A 17,837-nucleotide genomic window follows, 5' to 3' on the forward strand; every position below is an offset into this window, starting at 1 on the left:
TGACCGCCCCGGCGTTGTGTTTTTTTGATGGGATCAAGCTACATTTCGCAACTCATGCGGGGTGTCAGCTCCATACGCCCCAGTTCGGGACGCTGGTGTTTGGTGGTGATTTCCCAGTTGTCCACGGCAAAGCGTCTGGTTTCGCCGACTGCACCCAAGCGGGCGAACAAATCCCCATTTTTGAGTTCCAGGTGTAGGGGCACTGGTTCCGTTTCGGTAAAGCCGCACAGGCTCTCGCGTTGTCCTGGTGAAAGCGTGATGGATGATTCTTCGCCGGGGGCTTCTTTTGCCAGCGGATGCAGATGGACGTGGGTTTGGACAGTGGCGACCCGGGTTACCAGCCCATTGGGGCCGAATGCCAGGGAGTTGGCATCGCCGGATATGCCAACCGCGTCAGGGTCAAAAGCCAGAACTTCACCCACCAGGGTTTGCACAGGGTGGGGGCCTGCCGGCTCAATACAGCGGACACTGCCATCAGGATAAAAGCTGACGCCGATACGCACCTCAATGGCGCCGGCGGGGGTGGACACGTTTTGGGTCTCTCCAGGCCAGAAGGTGATGCTGTGCAAAGCGCCCTCTGGTGTAAAGCACGCGCCAACAAGTTTGTGCTTCCAATCGCCTTGAGGGGTTTTAAGTGTTACGGATTCCGCCAAAGCGCTTTCATCTTCCTGGGTCCAGTAGCCGGAAAGCCGGCCATTGAGTGGAAACACGCGCCGTAGCGCTCCGTTGGGGTGAAAGGAGAGCAGTTCCGCCGGGATGGGACCGGCTGGCGTCTGCACGAGGGTCTGCGTTTCGAGGGGCAGGGAGGCGATGCCTCCTTCTGCATGAAAGGTCACAGGCTGGACGGTTTTCTTGCGAAGATCGTCAGTACTGTGCTGCGGGGTTAGAAGGCCGAAGGGCGTAGCTAACGCATTGGCGCCCTTGGGAATGCAGGCTTTGATTTTCCCATTGGGATGGCGGTCAGTCACCTCGAGCACACGAAGCTCACCGTATGGCGTTTGCATCGTTTCCATGTCACTTCTTGAGCATGTTGCGTGCCATCTGGGTTTGTTTCAGAAAATTAGTGTGTTAGTAAAAAAAAGACTGGTTGCGATACTGTAAGGAGATACAATTTTGTGGTTATTTGCTGCAAAATTGTAGCATGGCTCCAAAGGAATCGCTTGACCAGCAAGAGAGGCTTCTGCCAAAGCAAAATGCATGAAAACACCAACTGTTTTATCCCTGGATCATTTGGTGCTGACGGTGGCGGATGTTGCGTTGACCTGCGACTTTTACACCCGCGTGCTGGGTATGCGGCATGAATGTTTTGGTCCTGGCAATACACGCTCTGCCCTTGTATTTGGAGCGCAGAAAATAAATTTACACCAGTGTGATAGGAAAATAGTGCCCCATGCCAGCGCGCCTACGCGGGGCAGTGCTGATATTTGTCTGTTAATAGAGCCGCCTCTTGAAGACGCCATGGCGCATGTGCAAGCGAATGGTGTGGACATCCTTGAGGGGCCGGTACAACGTACTGGTGCGCAGGGACCACTCATTTCGTTTTATTTTCGCGATCCTGATGGAAACTTGATAGAGTTGGCCGTTGCAGCCACAGAATCAAATATAAAGCATGAAATATAAATTGTAGTTTGTTTGTTGCAATTTATCCATGTTTGTCTGTACCTGTTCAACAATGATCACAGATGCGGTATACCCCTGGTAATCGATTTTTCCTTTTGAGAAATCGGATAGCAAAACGGGGGTTGCCGCATGAAATTCGTTCTTTCCATTGACGGAGGAGGCATCAGGGGCATTATTCCAGCTATTGTGCTGGCTGAAATCGAAAAACGTCTTGGAAAACCGGTCAGCGAGTTGTTTGACCTTGTTGCCGGTACCTCGACGGGGGGGATTCTGGCGCTCGGACTCACGCTTGATAACGGGGAAAAACGTCCGAAATTCAAAGCCGAGGATCTGGTCAAGCTCTACGAAGAACAAGGGGGGCAGATTTTCGAACGGTCCCTGTGGAAAGGCGTCAGTTCCGTGGGCGGGCTTGCAGATGAAAAGTATTCGCACAAGGGGCTGGAGAAAGTGCTGGAGGATTACTTTGGCCAAGCCTCATTTGGCGCTGCCTTGAGCAATGTCCTGATCACCAGCTACGAGATAGCCGCCCGTACTCCCTATTTTTTCAAAAGCTGGCGCAAAGAGTGGAAAAGTGTGGAAGTCAGGCGCATTGCGCGCGCCACTTCGGCCGCGCCGACATATTTTGAGCCGGCATTGGTTTCCGTAGGCGCCAGTATGCACACTCTGGTTGATGGTGGCGTTTTTATCAACAATCCTGCCATGTCCGCCTATGTGGAAGCCAAACGCATTTTTCCTGAGGAAAATGAGTTTCGGATTCTGTCGCTTGGGACGGGGGAGCTGGTGCGCCCCATAAGCTATAATGATGCAAAGGACTGGGGGAAGGCGGGCTGGTTGGCGCCCTTGCTGAGCTGCATGTTCGATGGTTCCAGCGACGCCGTGGATTATCAGCTGCAGCAACTTCTTGGCGATAAGCACGTGCGTTTGCAGACCAAGCTCACCTATGGTTCGGATGACATGGACAACGCCACCAGGGGCAACATCGCGAATCTCAAAAAGGATGCCGAGCGTCTGCTGAAGACGAATGGGCAGGCGATAGATGCTTTTGTAGCCGGTTTGCAACAGGCTGGAGCAGCGGGGTAGCTTCTACTTATTGAGCAAGCGTTCCAGAGCATGGAGAAAAAGTTCGCATTCTTCGCGAACGCCAACCGTTACGCGTAACCAGTCGGGCAGGCCTGTGGGCTTCAGGGCGCGTATTAAAATACCCTGTTCCAGCAGGCCCTGAAACACTTCCGCCGCATCCGCAGGGGGGCTGAACATCAAAAAGTTGGATTGGCTGTTCAGGACCTTGCACCCAAGTTCGGCGAGCCTGGCCGCCATGAAAGCGCGCCCCTCGCGTATGCAGGCCACTGTTGCTGCGTAATGTTCCCTATCTTGCAGAGCTGCCATGCCCCCTTGCTGCGCAAAACGGTTCACGCTGAAGGGAATCTGGGCGCGACGCAGCATGTCAGCCACGGCAAGCGGCGCCGCCACGTATCCTAACCGGGCTCCGGCAAGCCCCCATGCCTTGGAAAAGGTGCGCAATACGGCCAGGTTCTCCGCCCCTTCTACCAAAGGCAGGCAGGTTGTCTCGTCTGGGGCGTCACAAAAATCCACATAGGCTTCGTCTACAAGCAGTAATGTCCGTTTAGGCAGGGCGCGGGCCAGCTCAAGTATCTTTTCGCGGGGGGTGACAAGGCCGGAGGGATTGTCCGGCGAGGTCACAATCACGAGAGCGGTATGCTCGTCCGCTGTTGCGGCCAGCTCCTGCAGCGGTAGGGAAAAATCTGCACGCAGCGGTACTTGTAGGTGCCGGACACCGCAAACAACAGCTTGAGTACGGTAGACATCAAAACAGGGGCGGCAGGTCAGGATACTGTCCTTGCCGGTTTTGGCCAGGACGCGGATGAGCAGGTCAATACATTCATCCCCCCCGTTTCCCGCACAGAGATGGTCGGCTGGAATGCCGGCATGACTCGCTATGGCCTGGAGCAGCCTGGAATTGTCGGCCTGGGGATAGCGTCCTGCATCCATGGCTGCCTGCTGCATGGCCTTCACAGCCAGGGGAGATGGGCCCAGGGGGCTTTCATTGCTGCCGAGTTTTACGACCCGCGTAAGGTTGTAGCGGTCGCGCAAAGCGCCCTCGTCCATGGCGTGGGCGTAGGGAGCAAGTGAGGTCAGGTCGTCTCTGAGCATTTTTAGGGCGCTTTGGCAGCCGGCTTGCTAAATCAGGGTAACCTTTTCAGGGGGGCGACGTTCAGGAACGGTTTTATGCTCGATGGAGCCTTCGTTCCACTCCTTGGAAACATACAGACCACAAAAGCAGGCGCCATATTCCTTGACGTCTTCTTCGCGGTAAACGCAGGGGCAGACAATGTCCCTGTCTTCTTCAAAGTTGCCGCTGGCCAGCCGGCATGGGCAAGCCATGTGTCCGTAACGTTCTTTGTTAACGAGCAGGTTTTCCAGAAGAGGCATGGTCATATCCATGTCTTCATTGAAGTAATAGCCTTTGGGTTCCTGAATTTTCTTCAGTGATTCGTACAGCTTTTCGGCGGTCATTTGACTCATATACCAAGGACCTCCTTAATTTCATCTTTGCGGAATCCTACGATAACGCGATCTCCATCAATGATGATGGTGGGAAATGAAGCAGAAGGATTATGCTTCTTCACTTCGGCGATGGTCTCTTTGCGTTCGTCTCCGGTAAGGGTATCCACGTAGATGCACTGGTAGGGAATATTGTTTTCATCCAGAAATTTTTTCGCATTTTTGCAGTGGACGCAAGTGGAGAGGGCAAAAAGCTTGACGCGTTCAGACATGATTATCCTCGTGAATCTGTATGGTTTTTAGTGTAAAACGAACACTGGTAACATCGCATAGCAAACTTTTAACAAAATCGCCAAGTATTACTGGAGGCATTAAAAAAACGACATGTTACTGATGAGGTATTCGGAATGGCTCGCCCCTAAGATTACAAAAAAAACAGGGCATGGGGTGGCGCAGTGGTGAAGTGGTTTGAAAAATCAGGCGTAGCGGGGTTCTTCTTCCTCGATGATCTGAAAAGCCTGGTTCCCCTTTACCGTGCCGCAAATACCCTTGAATTTACGTACACCCTCGATTTCCGCTTCCATGAGGTCGTCGGTATCCGTATCCAGCAGTAATACATCGCCGATTTGCAAGTGCAGCAATTGCCGGCCGGTAATTTTCGTCCGTCCGAAGCGTACCAGCAGTTCCACAGGGGTTTCCATCAGCCGTTCCTTGAGACGAGAGACCCAGGCATGGTCGATTTCCAGACGTTCGGTCTGGAAGCTGGCGTGCAGCTTGGACCGGATGGGTTCGATGGTGGCGTAGGGCAGACACACAACCAGGGAGCCGATGGCGTTTTCCAGTTCCACTTCAAAGGTGATGACCACCACCACATCACTGGGGGGCACGATGGCCGCAAACTGGGGGTTGATTTCAGAGCGCACCAGCTCGAGGTTTACATCATGTACCGGACGCCAGGATTCTTCCATATTATCGAGGGCGATTTTTATCACCCTGTCCACAATGGCCTGCTCGATGCGGGTGAACTCGCGTCCCTCGATTTTGGGCTGTGAGCCGGAACCACCGAAAAAATTTTCTACAAGTGCAAACACGAGCCGGGAATCGACAACCACAATGGCGTTGCCGCGTAAAGGCTCCATTTTGAATATGTTGATGCTTGTCGGTACGGGCAAAGAGCGCATGAAATCGCCGAATTTTGTCATGTCGATGGAGATGGGGTTAATCTCCACGCGCTTGCGCACCGAGTTGGAAAGTGCGTTGGTGCACAGTCTGGCAAAGCGATCGTTGACGATTTCCAGAACCGGCATACGCCCGCGGATGATGCGGTCCTGGTTTGCGAGGTCAAAGGAGACAATACCGGAATCGTCCTCGGGGATATCCCCATCGGTTTCGATTTCACCCCCGGATAAACCGCGCAACAACGCGTCGACTTCGTCCTGTGCAAGTATCTTGCTCATGTATGCGTCTCCTCGAGGCGCAGGATGTGATACGTGTACGCTGTTAGGCGGCGATGGCCATGCTATCGCCCATTTGTGCCGCCAGGAAATACAAGCGTAATCCCTGTACCTTGTCCGGTCAAGACAGCAGGAGGGGCCACAGGGCGTCGCCCTGCCGAGGCACCTCCTGCCGCTTGGGAAAAAACAAGCAAGATACGTGCCTTACTATGCGATGGTTACATCCTTGGAAAGGTAGACATCCTGGATCGCGTTCAAAAGCTGTACACCATCCTGCATGGGGCGCTGGAACGCCTTGCGTCCGGAGATGAGCCCCGTCCCCCCTGCGCGCTTGTTGATAACGGCTGTGCGCACGGCCTGCGCCAGGTCGTTTTTGCCGGATCCGCCGCCGGAATTGATGAGCCCGGCGCGGCCGTTGTAACAATTCAGTACCTGGTAGCGGGTCAGGTCGATGGGGTTTTCCGTGGTCAGCTCGCTGTAGACACGCTCATCGGTTTTGGCAAAACCAACAGCCTTGAAGCCGCCATTGTTTTCTGCCTGCTTCTGCTTCACGATATCAGCTTCGATGGTGGCAGCCAGGTGGTTGGCCTGACCGGTGAGGTCGGCGCTGACATGATAGTCGGTACCGTCTTTCTTAAAGGCCGGGTTCCGGGTGTAGGCCCACAAAATGGTACCCAGTCCCAGTTCATGCGCGTGTTGGAAAACGGTGGTGATTTCCTGAATCTGCCTGTTGCTGGTCTCCGAACCAAAATAAATGGTTGCGCCCACAGCCACACACCCCATGTCAAAGGCCTGTTCGACGGATGCGAACAGAATCTGGTCCCACTTGTTGGGGTATGTCATCAACTCGTTGTGGTTGATTTTCAGAATGAAAGGGATTTTGTGCGCATATTTGCGCGCTACAGATCCCAAAACGCCCAGCGTGGAGGCCACGCCGTTGCAGCCGCCTTCTATGGCCAGGCGAATAATGTTTTCGGGGTCAAAGTAGAGGGGATTGGGCGCAAAGGAAGCCCCGGCCGTATGCTCGATGCCCTGGTCAACAGGAAGGATCGAGACATAGCCAGTGCCGGCGAGGCGTCCGTGATCGAAAAGTTGTTGCAGATTTCGCAGCACAGTGGGCTTGCGGTCCGTCTGTGAATAGACGCGATCAACGAAGTCCGGCCCCGGGAGGTGCAGGTGCTCCTTGGGTACCGTCTGGCATTTGTGCTCAAGCAGGTTCGCCTCGTCGCCCAGAAGCTTTACGATGTCAGTCATGGTCTGCCGTCCTTTGTTCTACGGTTGAGAAAAAACGGAAAGAGAGGAGGGAAACAAGTCTTCCATATCACTGTCCTCCATACCATGACGTTAGGATATTGCAAAGGGAGAGGAGGAAAAATCTCTGTGTCGATTTTGCTTTTAGGAGGGCTGGTCAGGGCTGTGCAAGAGCCAGTCTCCAGGCAAGAACCATGATGCCGGCGGCTAACGCCCCAAAAAGGAGTGAGTAACGACCATGCGGGGGGCCATGCCGGCGCACCAGCCACCCGGCCAGCGCTCCAATGGGGATGCCGGCCATGAAACCGAAAACATGCGCCCCCACATCCGTAGGCGCACGTTGGAAAGGGTCGTCGCCCCCCATTCCAAGGAAGCCAAGCAGCATGATGCCTGCGCCGAGGGGGGCCATGAGGCTGCGTTTGTCCAGGGAGTGGTCACGCACTGCGCGTAATGTGCAAAGGACTGAAATGGCGCCAAACACTGATGTTGAAGCGCCAAGGCTGGCGTGCGCTGCCCCCTGCAAGGAACAGTTGAACGCATTGCCTGCCCATCCTGCCAGCAAAGCTGCCAGCCATCCGCCCCCGCTGCCGAGTTCCCGGCATAACAGCACCATGACTATGCCTCCGAATCCCAGGTTCCCCAGCAGGTGGGCTATATCGGCATGCAGCGTCAGGGCGGTGATGTTGCGCCACCACTCGTGGCTGATGGTGACATCGAAGCAGTCGCATACCCCTTTGGGTACCCATGGAATGGGTGTCTGCGCAGCATCGAAACCAAAAAGACGCCAATTGTTGCGGCTGATGCCATGGAAAAGTGCGATTATAAGAAGGATGCCTATGGTAAGCGCCGTATTTTCTTCCATAGGTGGTGCAGGGCGCGGTATCTCGACGTTTTCTTGCTCGTAGGCCGCTATTTCTTCAACCATGCGCTGTGCCTGGTCGGCGGGGGCGATAAAACGATACCCGGAAAAAACATGATCAAGGTGATAAGGCAGCCCTCTGGCTTCGAAAACGAGACTCCACTCCCAGGCGAGACGACGTGTCAGGTGCTTGTAGCCGGTTACCTGGAGCAGGGCGTTATTCAGCACAGACCACTCGCCGCTGTCTTCCATAAGGGCATCGGCGCTGTTCTTTTCAGAAATGGGGGCGGAGCCCCTGTTTTTCTTGGGGCCCGCAAGATGAAATGGAGACGTGGGGCGTCGGGAACCGCCCGCATCAGAAGAACGTTGCGAAGGACGTCGCGTGGGCCGGGAGCCGGGGGGGCGGTCGTCGTCAGTCATGGTAACACTTGGCAGCAAAAAGCCAGGTTACATGCGGCGAATGGTGATGGTACCGTTGCGGGTCCATTCGTCAAACTTGCGGCGCAGCCAGCGTTTGAAGGCGTTGCGGGTGAAGGGGACAAGCAGCAACAATCCGGCAGTGTCGGTGATAAGGCCGGGTGTCAGCAGCATGAGCCCTGCCGCGAGAATGATAAAAGCGTCCATGAGTTCTTCTGCGGGCACAAGTCCTTGCTGCAAACTTTGTTGTACGCGTATCATGGTTGCCAGTCCTTCCATACGCGCAAGATACGCGCCTGCAATACCAGTCAGCAGGACAAGTGCGATGGTGGACAAGGCACCAATGTGTGAGCCGATTTTAATGAGCAGCCAGAGTTCCGCGATGGGAATGCATGTGAAGGCTATGAGCAAGCGAAGAAACATGAGAACCGCCTGGGAAGGAGGTTGTAAAAAAGCGTGCCGGCCGCCGCGTGTGGGTACGCGACGGCCGGAAAAACATCTGTGTGGCCCGGCATACGTCACCCGGCCTTGTGACGGCAGAAAGCCTTTGATGCTGATGCCTGTTCAGTCTCCAAGTCTCCGAAAAGCCGCTGCTTTGCGGAGCAGCAGGCTACTGAATGGCAGGCTTGGTGACGACGCCGGAACGCAGGCAGCGCGTGCAAACAGAAACTTTACGCACTTCGCCGTTGGACAGCACGGCGCGAACCTGCTGCAGGTTGGGCGAAAAGCGGCGTTTGGATTTGTTGTGTGCGTGGCTGACGTTGTTTCCAACCTGGGGCTTTTTGCCGCAGTAATGGCATTCTTTGCTCATGATAGTATTCCTCCTGGATCTCGGCGCTGGCAATGTGCCGTGTGCGCCGCGTTGCGGCCGGTATGTGCCGCGTGCGGTTCAGTCCGGCTGCGAGCGCGAGTCATTAACATAAGGGGGCTTGCGCTGGCAAGAGGCGAACCTTACCCGTTTAGGAACCGTAGTGCAAGGGGTTTTTTCTTGACAAGGGTACTTGAAGGGGCTAATCAGCAGCGTTTACGGAGCTGTTATGCAACCAGTCGTGCTGAAAATTGAATCGATCCCGGCCGAAGGCCAGGAATTTGTCTTTACTGATCAGGAGATTTGGACCGCCCCTTGGGAGGAGTTCAAGCTCGGATATACTGTGCTTGACCCTCTGGAGGCGACCCTCGAAGTGCTCCCCCAGGAAGAAGGACTGCTTCTACGCGGCAAGATTCGTGGCGCCGTTGGTGTGCCGTGTGATCGCTGCAGCGAAGAAGCAAGGGTTGACGTGGGCCACGTATTTGACGAATACGAACCTTTTCCTGTGGAGAAAGAGCACACTGGTAAAAAGCGCCGTGGCAAGGAACCCGAAGCTGCGGACGATGAAGAGCTGGAAGGTCCGCCGCTGATTCAAAAAGGCAAATCCGGGCTCGAGCTGGACGTGTCCAGTCTGCTCTGGGAGCAGTTTTTGCTTTCGCTGCCCGTAAAGCCGCTTTGCGACGACGCATGCAAAGGCCTTTGCCGCACCTGTGGTAAGAATCTCAATGAGGGGCAGTGTGACTGCCCGGAGGAAGAGGGCGATCCGAGAATGGCGCCCTTGCGTAATCTTAAAATTTCGTGAACGGTGTCCGGGTCTGGCAATGTCAGACCTGTGTCAGCGACCCTTTAGCTTCAGACTATTATAAGGATACGATCATGGCACTTCCCAGAAAGAAAACTTCCAAGTCCAAAAAGGGCATGCGCCGCGCGCACCAGCACGTGGAAATCCCCAATGTGATCTACTGCGAGTGTGGCGAGCCTTCCATGCCTCACCGCATCTGCCCCAGCTGCGGCACCTACAAGGGGCGCCAGTATCTGCGTAAGGAAGATGACTAGTACGAATACGGTCATTGCTGTGGACGCCATGGGTGGGGACAACGGTCCCTCCGTGGTTGTTCCCGGCGCCATCGAAGGCGCACGTCGCTTTGGCGTGGGGCTGGCACTGGTTGGCGACAAGAGTCGTATCGCTGCGGAGCTTTCCCGGTGCGATACCTCTGGGCTGGAAGTGCGTACTCTGCATGCTTCACAGGTTGCAGAGATGCATGAAAAGCCCTCTGAGGTGTTGCGGCGCAAGAAGGACTCCTCGATCATGGCGGCCTGCCAGCTTGTCAAGGACGGTGAGGCGCATGGCGTTGTCTCTGCCGGTAACTCGGGAGCGACTCTCGCCTGCGGCATGTTTTCCATGGGGCGCATTCCAGGTGTGGAGCGACCGGCCCTTGCCGGCGTGCTCTTTACTGAGAAAAAACCCATGGTGCTCATCGATGTTGGCGCCAACGTAGACTGCAAACCGTATCATCTCTTCCAGTTCGGCCTCATGGCCGATGTCTTTGCCAGAGACGTCATGGGTGTTGATCGCCCGAGAGTCGGTCTGTTGAGCATCGGTGAGGAAGAGGGAAAGGGCAACCTTCTTGTCAAGGAAGCCTTTGATCTCTTCAAGCTGGCCTCCATGAATTTTGTCGGCAACGTTGAAGGTCGCGATATCTTTACAGGAGATGTCGACGTGGTCGTTTGTGACGGATTCGTGGGGAACGTGGCGTTAAAGCTCTCAGAAGGCCTTGGCACCGCGTTGACCAAATTGCTCAAGGCAGAGTTGACCCGCACGCTCCCTTCGCGCGTTCTGGCTAAGCTTCTCCAAGGAACGTTCACCCGCTTCGCGGATCTTGTGGATTATGCCGAATACGGTGGCGCGCCGCTTCTTGGGCTGCAAGGCATCGTAATCGTCTGCCATGGTTCCTCGAACAGCAAGGCGATAACCAATGCCGTGGGCCTGGCCGCCAAGTTTGTAAAGACGCAGGCGAACGAACACCTTGTGGAGGAACTTTCGGCAAACGACGAACTGACCCGCTTCGGTAAAGCCGTCAAATATTGATCTGGCAACCTCGGCTTCAGTTAAACTTCGCAATGCATTCGTCGCACAACCAAGCGGATATTCCTCATGAGCTATGATGTCGTTATACGCGGCCTGGGTTACCATGTGCCAGACCGGGTTCTGACCAACGCAGATTTTGAAAAAATGGTGGACACCACGGATGAGTGGATCACCACCCGCACCGGAATCAAGGAACGCCGGATTGTAGAGCCCGGCATGAAAAATTCCGATCTGGCCCTGGAAGCTTCCAAAAAAGCTCTGGCCGATGCGAATATGCCTGCTTCCAGGCTCTCGCATATTCTGGTGCCGACCATTACCCCCGATATGCCTTGCCCGAGCACGGCGAACATCCTTGCTGAACGCCTGGGCCTCAAGGGCCGTATGGCCATGGATTGCAGCGCCGCCTGTTCCGGCTTTGTTTTTTCGCTGCAGCTTGCCCGTGGACTGGCGCAGGTTGATGAGGATCCTGCTATTCTCATTGCTGCCAGCGATGTTCTCTCCTCGCGCACCAACTACCAGGACCGCGGGACGTGTGTGCTGTTTGGCGATGGCTGCGGCGCGGCCGTCCTGACCCGGGACGACGGCAGCGAAGCGCTTGCCCTGGTGCGCGATGTGAAAGTTTCCACCGATGGCGCCCAGGCCGACCTGCTTAATATAATTGGCGGCGGTTCACAGCACCCGTATAAAGAGGGCGAGGCCGTTGGCGAGGAATATTTCATCAAGATGAACGGCCGCGAAGTCTTCAAGCATGCCGTGCGGAATATGTACACCATCAGCATGGACATTCTCGAGCGCAACGGTCTGGGGAAGGATGATGTAGATCTTTTCCTGCCCCATCAGGCGAATTTGCGCATCATCGATGCGTTGGGTAAGAAACTTGATGTCCCCGGGGACAAGATTTTTGTCAATGTGGACCGCTACGGCAATACCTCGGCGGCCTCCATTCCCATCGCCCTTGCCGAAGCCAGGGAAATGGGGCGGATCAAGCCCGGTTCACGGGTTCTCGCCTGCACCTTTGGCGCAGGTTTTACCTGGGGCAGTGCTATTCTCGAATTTTAGTGCTCAGCCCTCCTTGCGTTGCAGTCTTCGAACAATTGCGTTAGGAAGGGCTTCCCCGCGAACATGAAAATACCTGCACCCGAGAGTATTACGCAATGAGCGAACTCGTATCCACGGCCCTCGTTACTGGAGGCTCACGCGGCATAGGAAAAGCCGTCGCCCTGGATCTGGCAGCAGCCGGATTCCAGGTATACCTTACCTATGTCAGCAAACCCGAAGAAGCCGCCAAGGTTTGCGAGCAGATTGAACAGGCTGGCGGAAAAGCTCAGGCTTTCGCCCTGAACGTGGGCGACCCTGAAGCGGTGGCCGCCTTTTTTGCGGAGAACATAAAGGGCAAGGTCATGCTCGACGTGCTGGTGAACAACGCCGGCATTACCCGCGATGGCCTGATCATGCGCATGAAGGATGAGGATTTCAACGCTGTTCTCGACATCAACCTGAAAGGCGCATTTTCCTGCCTGCGTGAAGCATCAAAGATTATGGGACGCCAACGCAAAGGGCGGATCATCAATATTTCATCCGTTGTAGGGCAGATGGGGAATGCCGGTCAGGCAAACTATGTTGCCGCCAAGGCAGGGCTCATCGGTCTTACCAAGAGCGCAGCTCAGGAGCTTGCTCCTCGGAATATACTTGTTAATGCCGTTGCGCCAGGTTTCATTGAAACCGACATGACGGCCCAACTGCCGGAAAAAGCTGTGGAAGCGTTTCTTGAACATATTCCGCTCAAACGTTTGGGCAGTGTTCAGGATGTTGCAAACGCCGTAACGTTTCTCGCTTCACCAGCCGCATCTTACATTACCGGCCAGATTATTGCTGTAAATGGCGGTTTGTACATGTAGCAAGCCGTTTACTCGCTGCAGGCTCCGAGCACTTTTTTTTGCTCGTTTACGCAACCCAAAAAAATACACCAGCTGTGGAGGGCGAACATGTCCGTAGCCGAAAAGGTTAAAAAAATCATCGTGGACCAACTTGGCGTTTCCGCCGACGAAGTAAAGCCAGAAGCTTCCTTCGTGGAAGACCTCGGCGCCGACTCCCTGGACCTGACCGAACTGATCATGGCCATGGAAGAAGAGTTCGGCATTGAAATCGACGACGATGATGCCCAAAAGATTGTTAAGGTGCAGGACGCTATCAGCTACATCGAAGCCAAGCAGTAAACCTGCGCCCCGGTTTCAGAGCTATTGCGCCGGGAACGCCGTCTGCTAGAGGCTGCTCTCGGCTGGAGACTACAACGCCGCGGCCGTGCAGAACCTTGCCACGGCCGCGGCGCTAACGTCTTATTCCGACGAGCCCCGTGCGCGGCATCTACGCCTCGGCTGAGGGCGCAAGCCGTAGCGGTCCTTTTCAGGGCCGCCGAGAGAGGAATTCCATGATAGGGAAAAGGGTAGTGGTCACTGGCCTTGCCGCATTGACTCCAATCGGCAACGACCTGGAGACGAGCTGGCAGAATCTTCTGGCTGGCAAGTCTGGCATCGGCCGCTTGAGCCGCTTTGATACCACGGGGTTCGCCACAACCATTGCTGGTCAGGTCGAAGGCTTCAATGCCGAAGACTATCTCGATGCGAAGCAGGCCAAAAGATTAGAAAATTTCTGCACCTGGGCAATGGCTTGCTCCAAAATGGTGTGCGAGGATGCCAGTTTTGAAGTGACTGAGGAAAATGAGCGCCGCGTCGGGTGCATTCTCGGGTGCGGCCTTGGTGGTCTGCAGACAATTGAGAATGCCGTTGAAAAGCTCCTCAACCAAGGTCCCAAGCGCATTTCGCCGTTTACCATCCCTACGCTGATTGGCAACATGGCGCCGGGTATGGTTTCCATAGCTACGAAGTCCAAAGGCCCCAACCTCACCACGACATCCGCATGTGCTTCCGGAACGCACGCCATTGGCACCGCTTTTTCGGAAATCAAGCTCGGCCGCGCAGATGCGATGATTACCGGCGGGGTTGAATCCGTGCTGACACCTCTGGCTGTTTCAGGCTTCAACGCACTCAAGGCGCTTTCTACGCGTAACGACGAACCCGAGCGCGCATCGCGTCCCTTTGATCGTGACCGAGATGGTTTTGTCATTGGCGAGGGATGTGGGCTTATGCTTCTTGAGTCACTTGAGCACGCCCAGGCGCGTGGCGCGAAGATCTATGCCGAGGTTGTCGGTTTTGGCTCCTCGTCCGATGCCTTCCACATGACCGCTCCTCCTGAAGATGGGGAAGGTATGGCCCTGGCCATGCAGGCAGCCGTGGAAGAAGCCGGTTTGCAGCCCGAAGACATCGACCACATCAATGCTCACGCTACTTCGACCCAGCTTAATGATATTTGCGAAACCAAGGCCATCAAGAAGGTCTTTGGCGACCATGCCAAAAAACTCACCATCACTGCCAACAAGTCCATGATCGGTCACCTTCTGGGCGGCGCTGGCGGCGTTGAAGGTGTTTTCAGCGTAATGACCCTGCATAAGGGCATTGTTCCCGGCACCATCAACCTGGAAAATCCGGGTGAAGGGTGTGACCTGAACTATATGGCCGATGGTTCCAAAGAGATGCAGATGCAATACGCCCTTTGCAACTCGTTTGGTTTCGGCGGGACGAACGCCTGCATGCTGTTCAAGCATTGGGACGGGTAGCATCGATTTTTGACGCATGAAGCGGGGGGCCGTTTCTTCGGGCCCCCGTCATTTTTTTAGTACCAAAACAATACGAGCAGCAATTTGTTGCTCGTATGCAGAGCGGCCCCGGCGGTACAACGCGTCGGATGGCCGGGCGGCAAGCCGCCAGAGCAGTGAACTGCTTGTTTTTTGCTCTGCACTCAATAAGCGAAGATACGGGAGCCGATAGTCATGCAGGAACTGCTTCTTCAAGACCCCGAAGTGGGGCGCGCAATTTGTCTGGAAATCGAGCGTCAGGTCTCCAAACTGGAGCTTATCGCCTCTGAGAATTTTACCTCCCCCGCAGTGCGCGAAGCCATGGCCAGCGTGATGACCCATAAATATGCGGAAGGTTACCCGGGCAAGCGCTACTACGGCGGGTGCGAGTTCGTCGACATGGCCGAAGATCTGGCCCGTGAACGCGCAAAAAAGATTTTTGGCGCCGAATTCGCCAACGTTCAGCCGCATTCCGGCTCCCAGGCCAACATGGCCGTCTACTTCGGTGCGCTGCAACCCGGAGATACCGTGCTGGGAATGGACCTTTCCCACGGGGGGCACCTGACCCACGGTTCACCTGTCAACTTTTCCGGCAAACTCTTCAATATTGTCTTTTATGGCGTAAGTCGCGAAACCGGCACCATTGATTACGATCAGGTGCGCGCCATGGCCGAAGAGCATCGCCCCAAAATGATTATTGCAGGCGCAAGCGCCTATTCCAGAACCATCAACTTTAAGCTTTTCCGTGAAATTGCAGACAGCGTGGACGCCAAGCTGATGGTGGACATGGCCCACATCGCCGGCCCCATTGCCGTGGGGCTGCATCCTTCCCCCATTGGCCATGCGCACTTCACCACAACCACCACGCACAAGACCTTGCGCGGGCCGCGCGGCGGCATGATCCTTTCCAGTGAGGATTTCGGCAAAACCTTGAATTCGCAGATTTTTCCCGGCATTCAGGGCGGCCCCTTGATGCATGTCATCGCTTCCAAAGCCGTTGCTTTTGGTGAAGCGTTGCGGCCGGAGTTCAAGGCCTACCAGCAGCAGGTGTTGGACAACGCCGTTACCATGGCCAAAGAGCTTGTGGACGCTGGCTATGATCTGGTGTCCGGCGGTACTGACAACCACCTGATGCTCCTGGACCTGACCAACAAGGACATCACAGGAAAGGACGCCGAGATTGCCCTGGACCGCGCCGGCATTACCGTGAACAAGAACACGGTGCCGTTCGAAACCCGCTCTCCTTTTGTGACGTCCGGAATCCGGCTTGGCACCCCTGCACTGACCACCCGTGGTATGAAGCAGGGTGAAATGAAGCAGGTTGCGGCCTGGATCGTGCGCGTTCTTGAAAGCGTGGGCAACGAGTCCAAACTCGAGGAAGTGCGCAAAGAGGTCGAGACCTTTTCGCGGCAGTTCCCGCTCTTTACCTGGTAGCCGCGGTTTTAGAAGCCGCACGAATGGGGGACTCCCATATGCAACGCATGCCGTGGCCTGACTACTTCATGCGCATCGCCTTTTTGGTGGCAGAGCGCTCAACCTGCTTGCGCCGCAAGGTCGGCGCTGTGGCTGTGAAGGACAAACGCATCCTTGCAACCGGCTACAACGGGGCTCCCTCCAATGTCCCCCATTGTGAGCAAACAGGGTGCCTGCGTGAACAACTGGGCGTGCCTTCCGGCCAGCGTCATGAGATTTGCCGTGGCCTGCATGCGGAGCAGAATGTCATTGTCCAGGCTGCGGTGCATGGTGTTTCCATCTATGGCGCAGAAGTTTTCTGCACCACGCAACCATGCCTGATCTGCTCAAAATTGCTTATCAATACCGGGGTGAAGGCCGTATATTTCGCCGAGTCCTATCCGGACGAACTGGCCGAATCCCTGATGCATGAAGCCGGGGTTCGCTATGAGCTCGTCGACGCAGAGCTTTGATGCCTGCTCCGGGACTGGCCTGGATGTAGACCCCTCGCCTATGCTTGAAGCCGTGCGCCTGGCCCGCAGAGGGGCATGGGCAACGGCTCCCAATCCGACAGTCGGCGCTGTGCTTACCCTTGATGGTGAAATCGTCGCACGGGGGTGGCACCGTTATTATGGCAAGCCCCATGCAGAAGTGGATGCCTTGGCCGATGCACGGAGCAAAGGGGTAGAGCTGGAGCGCTGCACTATTTGGGTCACTCTGGAGCCGTGCAATCATTTTGGGAAAACGCCCCCTTGCACCCAGGCCATATTGGACGCTGGCATCAAGAAGGTAGTTGTAGGCGCTCTGGACCCCAATCCGGATGTGCAAGGCGGTGGTGTGGCGCGTTTGCGCGAGCATGGCGTAGAAGTTGAGACTGGCGTCGCTGCACAGGAATGCCAGGACCTGATTGCCGATTTCAAGGCCTGGAAGCTGGAAGCGCGTCCCTGTGTAATTTTGAAGTTGGCCGGCACGCTGGACGGGCGCATCGCCACCCGCACGGGACACAGCCGTTGGGTGAGTGGGGAGGCGTCCCGACAGCGGGTGCACGAGCTCAGGCGCAATGTGCAGGCTGTGATGGTGGGAGGCGAAACCTTTCGCTTGGATAACCCCCAGCTTACATGCCGTCTGGGGTCCTCGGACGCTGCACGCGAAAGTGATACGCCGCCTTCCGGACACAATGCCTTGCGACGTCCTCTTGCGTTGGTGGTTACCAGCCGGTTGCCGGGGGTGGAAGGTACTTTGCCTTGCCTCTTACAAGAGCGCCCTGCAGATGTGATTTTTTTGACCGGCAACGAACAAGCTGCCTCTTCTGCTGCACGCGCGTTGGAAGGACTTGGGTGCAAAGTGTGGGGCTTGGACACCACCACAGAGGGGCGGCTGGATTTACGCGCCGGCCTGCGCAGGCTTTACAAGGAGTTTCCCTGTTATTATCTCCTTTGCGAAGGGGGCGGCTCCCTTGGACGCAGCCTGCTTGAAGATGGTCTGGTTGACGAATTTCAGTTGTATCTGGCCCCCAAGCTGCTGGCGGACAACCAGGCCAAGCCCCTTTTTACGGGGCGGGCAACGCAGTCCATGGAAGACACGTTGGGCCTGCGCATTGCAGCAACGGAACGCGTGGGCGAGGATTTGCTTGTATCCTTGCGCCCCCTCGTGAAAACAACGGAACGCTAATT

Annotated in this window: 21 protein-coding genes; 12 read left to right on the plus strand and 9 right to left on the minus strand. The window is 55.8% G+C overall.

From position 1 onward, the window contains the following. Nucleotides 1-38: 38 nt before the first annotated feature. Nucleotides 39-1,013, minus strand: a complete 975-nt coding sequence (locus ACZ5EH_RS13345; protein ID WP_464274374.1) for a hypothetical protein — start codon at nucleotides 1,011-1,013, stop codon at nucleotides 39-41. Between the two features lie 184 nt (nucleotides 1,014-1,197). On the opposite strand from ACZ5EH_RS13345, the gene ACZ5EH_RS13350 reads away from it, so the two are divergent. Together ACZ5EH_RS13350 and ACZ5EH_RS13355 are read left to right on the plus strand one after the other, a co-directional pair. Beyond that, a complete protein-coding gene (locus ACZ5EH_RS13350; protein ID WP_464274375.1) occupies nucleotides 1,198-1,620 on the plus strand; it encodes a VOC family protein in 423 nt (140 codons plus the stop codon). A 129-nt stretch (nucleotides 1,621-1,749) separates the two neighbouring features. Beyond that, complete coding sequence (locus ACZ5EH_RS13355) at nucleotides 1,750-2,700, plus strand: CBASS cGAMP-activated phospholipase (protein ID WP_464274376.1); 951 nt, start codon at nucleotides 1,750-1,752, stop codon at nucleotides 2,698-2,700. A gap of 3 nt (nucleotides 2,701-2,703) precedes the next feature. Here the strand turns inward: ACZ5EH_RS13355 and hisC are convergent, their stop codons facing one another. The 8 genes from hisC to rpmB all read right to left on the minus strand — a co-directional run bounded on the left by hisC (nucleotide 2,704) and on the right by rpmB (nucleotide 8,935). After that, nucleotides 2,704-3,792, minus strand: a complete 1,089-nt coding sequence (hisC, locus tag ACZ5EH_RS13360; RefSeq protein ID WP_464274377.1) for a histidinol-phosphate transaminase — start codon at nucleotides 3,790-3,792, stop codon at nucleotides 2,704-2,706. A 27-nt stretch (nucleotides 3,793-3,819) separates the two neighbouring features. Further along, on the minus strand, nucleotides 3,820-4,155 hold the full coding sequence (locus ACZ5EH_RS13365; protein WP_464278300.1) for a ferredoxin-thioredoxin reductase catalytic domain-containing protein: 336 nt from the start codon (nucleotides 4,153-4,155) through the stop codon (nucleotides 3,820-3,822). Nucleotides 4,156-4,160: 5 nt separating this feature from the next. Then, a complete protein-coding gene (locus tag ACZ5EH_RS13370) occupies nucleotides 4,161-4,415 on the minus strand; it encodes a glutaredoxin family protein (RefSeq protein WP_464274378.1) in 255 nt (84 codons plus the stop codon). Between the two features lie 204 nt (nucleotides 4,416-4,619). After that, nucleotides 4,620-5,600: a flagellar motor switch protein FliM gene (gene fliM / locus ACZ5EH_RS13375; RefSeq protein ID WP_464274379.1), complete on the minus strand. Its 981-nt coding sequence runs from the start codon at nucleotides 5,598-5,600 to the stop codon at nucleotides 4,620-4,622. A 204-nt stretch (nucleotides 5,601-5,804) separates the two neighbouring features. Then, a complete protein-coding gene (locus tag ACZ5EH_RS13380; protein ID WP_464274380.1) occupies nucleotides 5,805-6,851 on the minus strand; it encodes a class I fructose-bisphosphate aldolase in 1,047 nt (348 codons plus the stop codon). 154 nt (nucleotides 6,852-7,005) lie between these two features. Next, the gene (locus tag ACZ5EH_RS13385) at nucleotides 7,006-8,127 is read right to left on the minus strand and encodes a rhomboid family intramembrane serine protease (RefSeq protein WP_464274381.1); all 1,122 of its coding nucleotides are present in this window, start codon (nucleotides 8,125-8,127) and stop codon (nucleotides 7,006-7,008) included. Between the two features lie 27 nt (nucleotides 8,128-8,154). Further along, nucleotides 8,155-8,547: an FxsA family protein gene (locus ACZ5EH_RS13390; RefSeq protein WP_464274382.1), complete on the minus strand. Its 393-nt coding sequence runs from the start codon at nucleotides 8,545-8,547 to the stop codon at nucleotides 8,155-8,157. Nucleotides 8,548-8,734: 187 nt separating this feature from the next. Further along, nucleotides 8,735-8,935, minus strand: a complete 201-nt coding sequence (gene rpmB, locus ACZ5EH_RS13395) for a 50S ribosomal protein L28 (RefSeq protein ID WP_464274383.1) — start codon at nucleotides 8,933-8,935, stop codon at nucleotides 8,735-8,737. A 226-nt stretch (nucleotides 8,936-9,161) separates the two neighbouring features. Here rpmB and ACZ5EH_RS13400 point away from each other — a divergent pair, with 226 nt between their 5' ends. The 10 genes from ACZ5EH_RS13400 (at nucleotide 9,162) to ribD (ending at nucleotide 17,835) form a co-directional block, all read left to right on the plus strand. After that, on the plus strand, nucleotides 9,162-9,734 hold the full coding sequence (locus ACZ5EH_RS13400; RefSeq protein WP_464274384.1) for a YceD family protein: 573 nt from the start codon (nucleotides 9,162-9,164) through the stop codon (nucleotides 9,732-9,734). A gap of 74 nt (nucleotides 9,735-9,808) precedes the next feature. Continuing rightward, the gene (gene rpmF, locus ACZ5EH_RS13405; RefSeq protein WP_464274385.1) at nucleotides 9,809-9,988 is read left to right on the plus strand and encodes a 50S ribosomal protein L32; all 180 of its coding nucleotides are present in this window, start codon (nucleotides 9,809-9,811) and stop codon (nucleotides 9,986-9,988) included. Beyond that, on the plus strand, nucleotides 9,981-11,021 hold the full coding sequence (gene plsX, locus ACZ5EH_RS13410; RefSeq protein WP_464274386.1) for a phosphate acyltransferase PlsX: 1,041 nt from the start codon (nucleotides 9,981-9,983) through the stop codon (nucleotides 11,019-11,021). Before rpmF ends, plsX begins: the two co-directional genes overlap by 8 nt. A 66-nt stretch (nucleotides 11,022-11,087) precedes the next feature. Further along, nucleotides 11,088-12,080 carry a beta-ketoacyl-ACP synthase III gene (locus ACZ5EH_RS13415; protein WP_464274387.1) on the plus strand — a complete coding sequence of 331 codons (993 nt, stop codon included), beginning with the start codon at nucleotides 11,088-11,090 and terminating at the stop codon, nucleotides 12,078-12,080. Nucleotides 12,081-12,175: 95 nt separating this feature from the next. Then, nucleotides 12,176-12,919 (plus strand): 3-oxoacyl-[acyl-carrier-protein] reductase, encoded by a 744-nt coding sequence (fabG, locus tag ACZ5EH_RS13420; protein ID WP_464274388.1) that lies wholly within the window; start codon nucleotides 12,176-12,178, stop codon nucleotides 12,917-12,919. Between the two features lie 87 nt (nucleotides 12,920-13,006). Continuing rightward, the gene (gene acpP, locus ACZ5EH_RS13425; RefSeq protein ID WP_464274389.1) at nucleotides 13,007-13,237 is read left to right on the plus strand and encodes an acyl carrier protein; all 231 of its coding nucleotides are present in this window, start codon (nucleotides 13,007-13,009) and stop codon (nucleotides 13,235-13,237) included. A gap of 212 nt (nucleotides 13,238-13,449) precedes the next feature. Then, nucleotides 13,450-14,694, plus strand: a complete 1,245-nt coding sequence (gene fabF, locus ACZ5EH_RS13430) for a beta-ketoacyl-ACP synthase II (protein WP_464274390.1) — start codon at nucleotides 13,450-13,452, stop codon at nucleotides 14,692-14,694. A gap of 213 nt (nucleotides 14,695-14,907) precedes the next feature. Beyond that, on the plus strand, nucleotides 14,908-16,146 hold the full coding sequence (glyA, locus tag ACZ5EH_RS13435) for a serine hydroxymethyltransferase (protein WP_464274391.1): 1,239 nt from the start codon (nucleotides 14,908-14,910) through the stop codon (nucleotides 16,144-16,146). 38 nt (nucleotides 16,147-16,184) lie between these two features. Beyond that, the gene (locus tag ACZ5EH_RS13440; RefSeq protein ID WP_464274392.1) at nucleotides 16,185-16,637 is read left to right on the plus strand and encodes a deoxycytidylate deaminase; all 453 of its coding nucleotides are present in this window, start codon (nucleotides 16,185-16,187) and stop codon (nucleotides 16,635-16,637) included. A gap of 40 nt (nucleotides 16,638-16,677) precedes the next feature. After that, entirely contained in the window at nucleotides 16,678-17,835 is a 1,158-nt protein-coding gene (gene ribD / locus ACZ5EH_RS13445) for a bifunctional diaminohydroxyphosphoribosylaminopyrimidine deaminase/5-amino-6-(5-phosphoribosylamino)uracil reductase RibD (RefSeq protein WP_464278301.1), read from the plus strand. Nucleotides 17,836-17,837 lie beyond the last annotated feature (2 nt).

It is taken from the genome of Desulfovibrio biadhensis, assembly GCF_055388615.1.

What these genes read in the sequence shown, in the direction of transcription:
- acpP (WP_464274389.1), top strand. Translation starts at nt 13,007, where the DNA reads ATGTCCGTAGCCGAAAAGGTTAAAAAAATCATCGTGGACCAACTTGGC.
- rpmB (WP_464274383.1), bottom strand. Translation starts at nt 8,935, where the DNA reads ATGAGCAAAGAATGCCATTACTGCGGCAAAAAGCCCCAGGTTGGAAAC.
- rpmF (WP_464274385.1), top strand. Translation starts at nt 9,809, where the DNA reads ATGGCACTTCCCAGAAAGAAAACTTCCAAGTCCAAAAAGGGCATGCGC.
- ACZ5EH_RS13350 (WP_464274375.1), top strand. Translation starts at nt 1,198, where the DNA reads ATGAAAACACCAACTGTTTTATCCCTGGATCATTTGGTGCTGACGGTG.
- ACZ5EH_RS13440 (WP_464274392.1), top strand. Translation starts at nt 16,185, where the DNA reads ATGCAACGCATGCCGTGGCCTGACTACTTCATGCGCATCGCCTTTTTG.
- ACZ5EH_RS13355 (WP_464274376.1), top strand. Translation starts at nt 1,750, where the DNA reads ATGAAATTCGTTCTTTCCATTGACGGAGGAGGCATCAGGGGCATTATT.
- fliM (WP_464274379.1), bottom strand. Translation starts at nt 5,600, where the DNA reads ATGAGCAAGATACTTGCACAGGACGAAGTCGACGCGTTGTTGCGCGGT.
- ACZ5EH_RS13415 (WP_464274387.1), top strand. Translation starts at nt 11,088, where the DNA reads ATGAGCTATGATGTCGTTATACGCGGCCTGGGTTACCATGTGCCAGAC.
- ribD (WP_464278301.1), top strand. Translation starts at nt 16,678, where the DNA reads ATGCTTGAAGCCGTGCGCCTGGCCCGCAGAGGGGCATGGGCAACGGCT.
- ACZ5EH_RS13370 (WP_464274378.1), bottom strand. Translation starts at nt 4,415, where the DNA reads ATGTCTGAACGCGTCAAGCTTTTTGCCCTCTCCACTTGCGTCCACTGC.
- hisC (WP_464274377.1), bottom strand. Translation starts at nt 3,792, where the DNA reads ATGCTCAGAGACGACCTGACCTCACTTGCTCCCTACGCCCACGCCATG.
- ACZ5EH_RS13365 (WP_464278300.1), bottom strand. Translation starts at nt 4,155, where the DNA reads ATGACCGCCGAAAAGCTGTACGAATCACTGAAGAAAATTCAGGAACCC.
- glyA (WP_464274391.1), top strand. Translation starts at nt 14,908, where the DNA reads ATGCAGGAACTGCTTCTTCAAGACCCCGAAGTGGGGCGCGCAATTTGT.
- fabF (WP_464274390.1), top strand. Translation starts at nt 13,450, where the DNA reads ATGATAGGGAAAAGGGTAGTGGTCACTGGCCTTGCCGCATTGACTCCA.
- ACZ5EH_RS13345 (WP_464274374.1), bottom strand. Translation starts at nt 1,013, where the DNA reads ATGGAAACGATGCAAACGCCATACGGTGAGCTTCGTGTGCTCGAGGTG.
- ACZ5EH_RS13385 (WP_464274381.1), bottom strand. Translation starts at nt 8,127, where the DNA reads ATGACTGACGACGACCGCCCCCCCGGCTCCCGGCCCACGCGACGTCCT.
- plsX (WP_464274386.1), top strand. Translation starts at nt 9,981, where the DNA reads ATGACTAGTACGAATACGGTCATTGCTGTGGACGCCATGGGTGGGGAC.
- ACZ5EH_RS13390 (WP_464274382.1), bottom strand. Translation starts at nt 8,547, where the DNA reads ATGTTTCTTCGCTTGCTCATAGCCTTCACATGCATTCCCATCGCGGAA.
- fabG (WP_464274388.1), top strand. Translation starts at nt 12,176, where the DNA reads ATGAGCGAACTCGTATCCACGGCCCTCGTTACTGGAGGCTCACGCGGC.
- ACZ5EH_RS13380 (WP_464274380.1), bottom strand. Translation starts at nt 6,851, where the DNA reads ATGACTGACATCGTAAAGCTTCTGGGCGACGAGGCGAACCTGCTTGAG.
- ACZ5EH_RS13400 (WP_464274384.1), top strand. Translation starts at nt 9,162, where the DNA reads ATGCAACCAGTCGTGCTGAAAATTGAATCGATCCCGGCCGAAGGCCAG.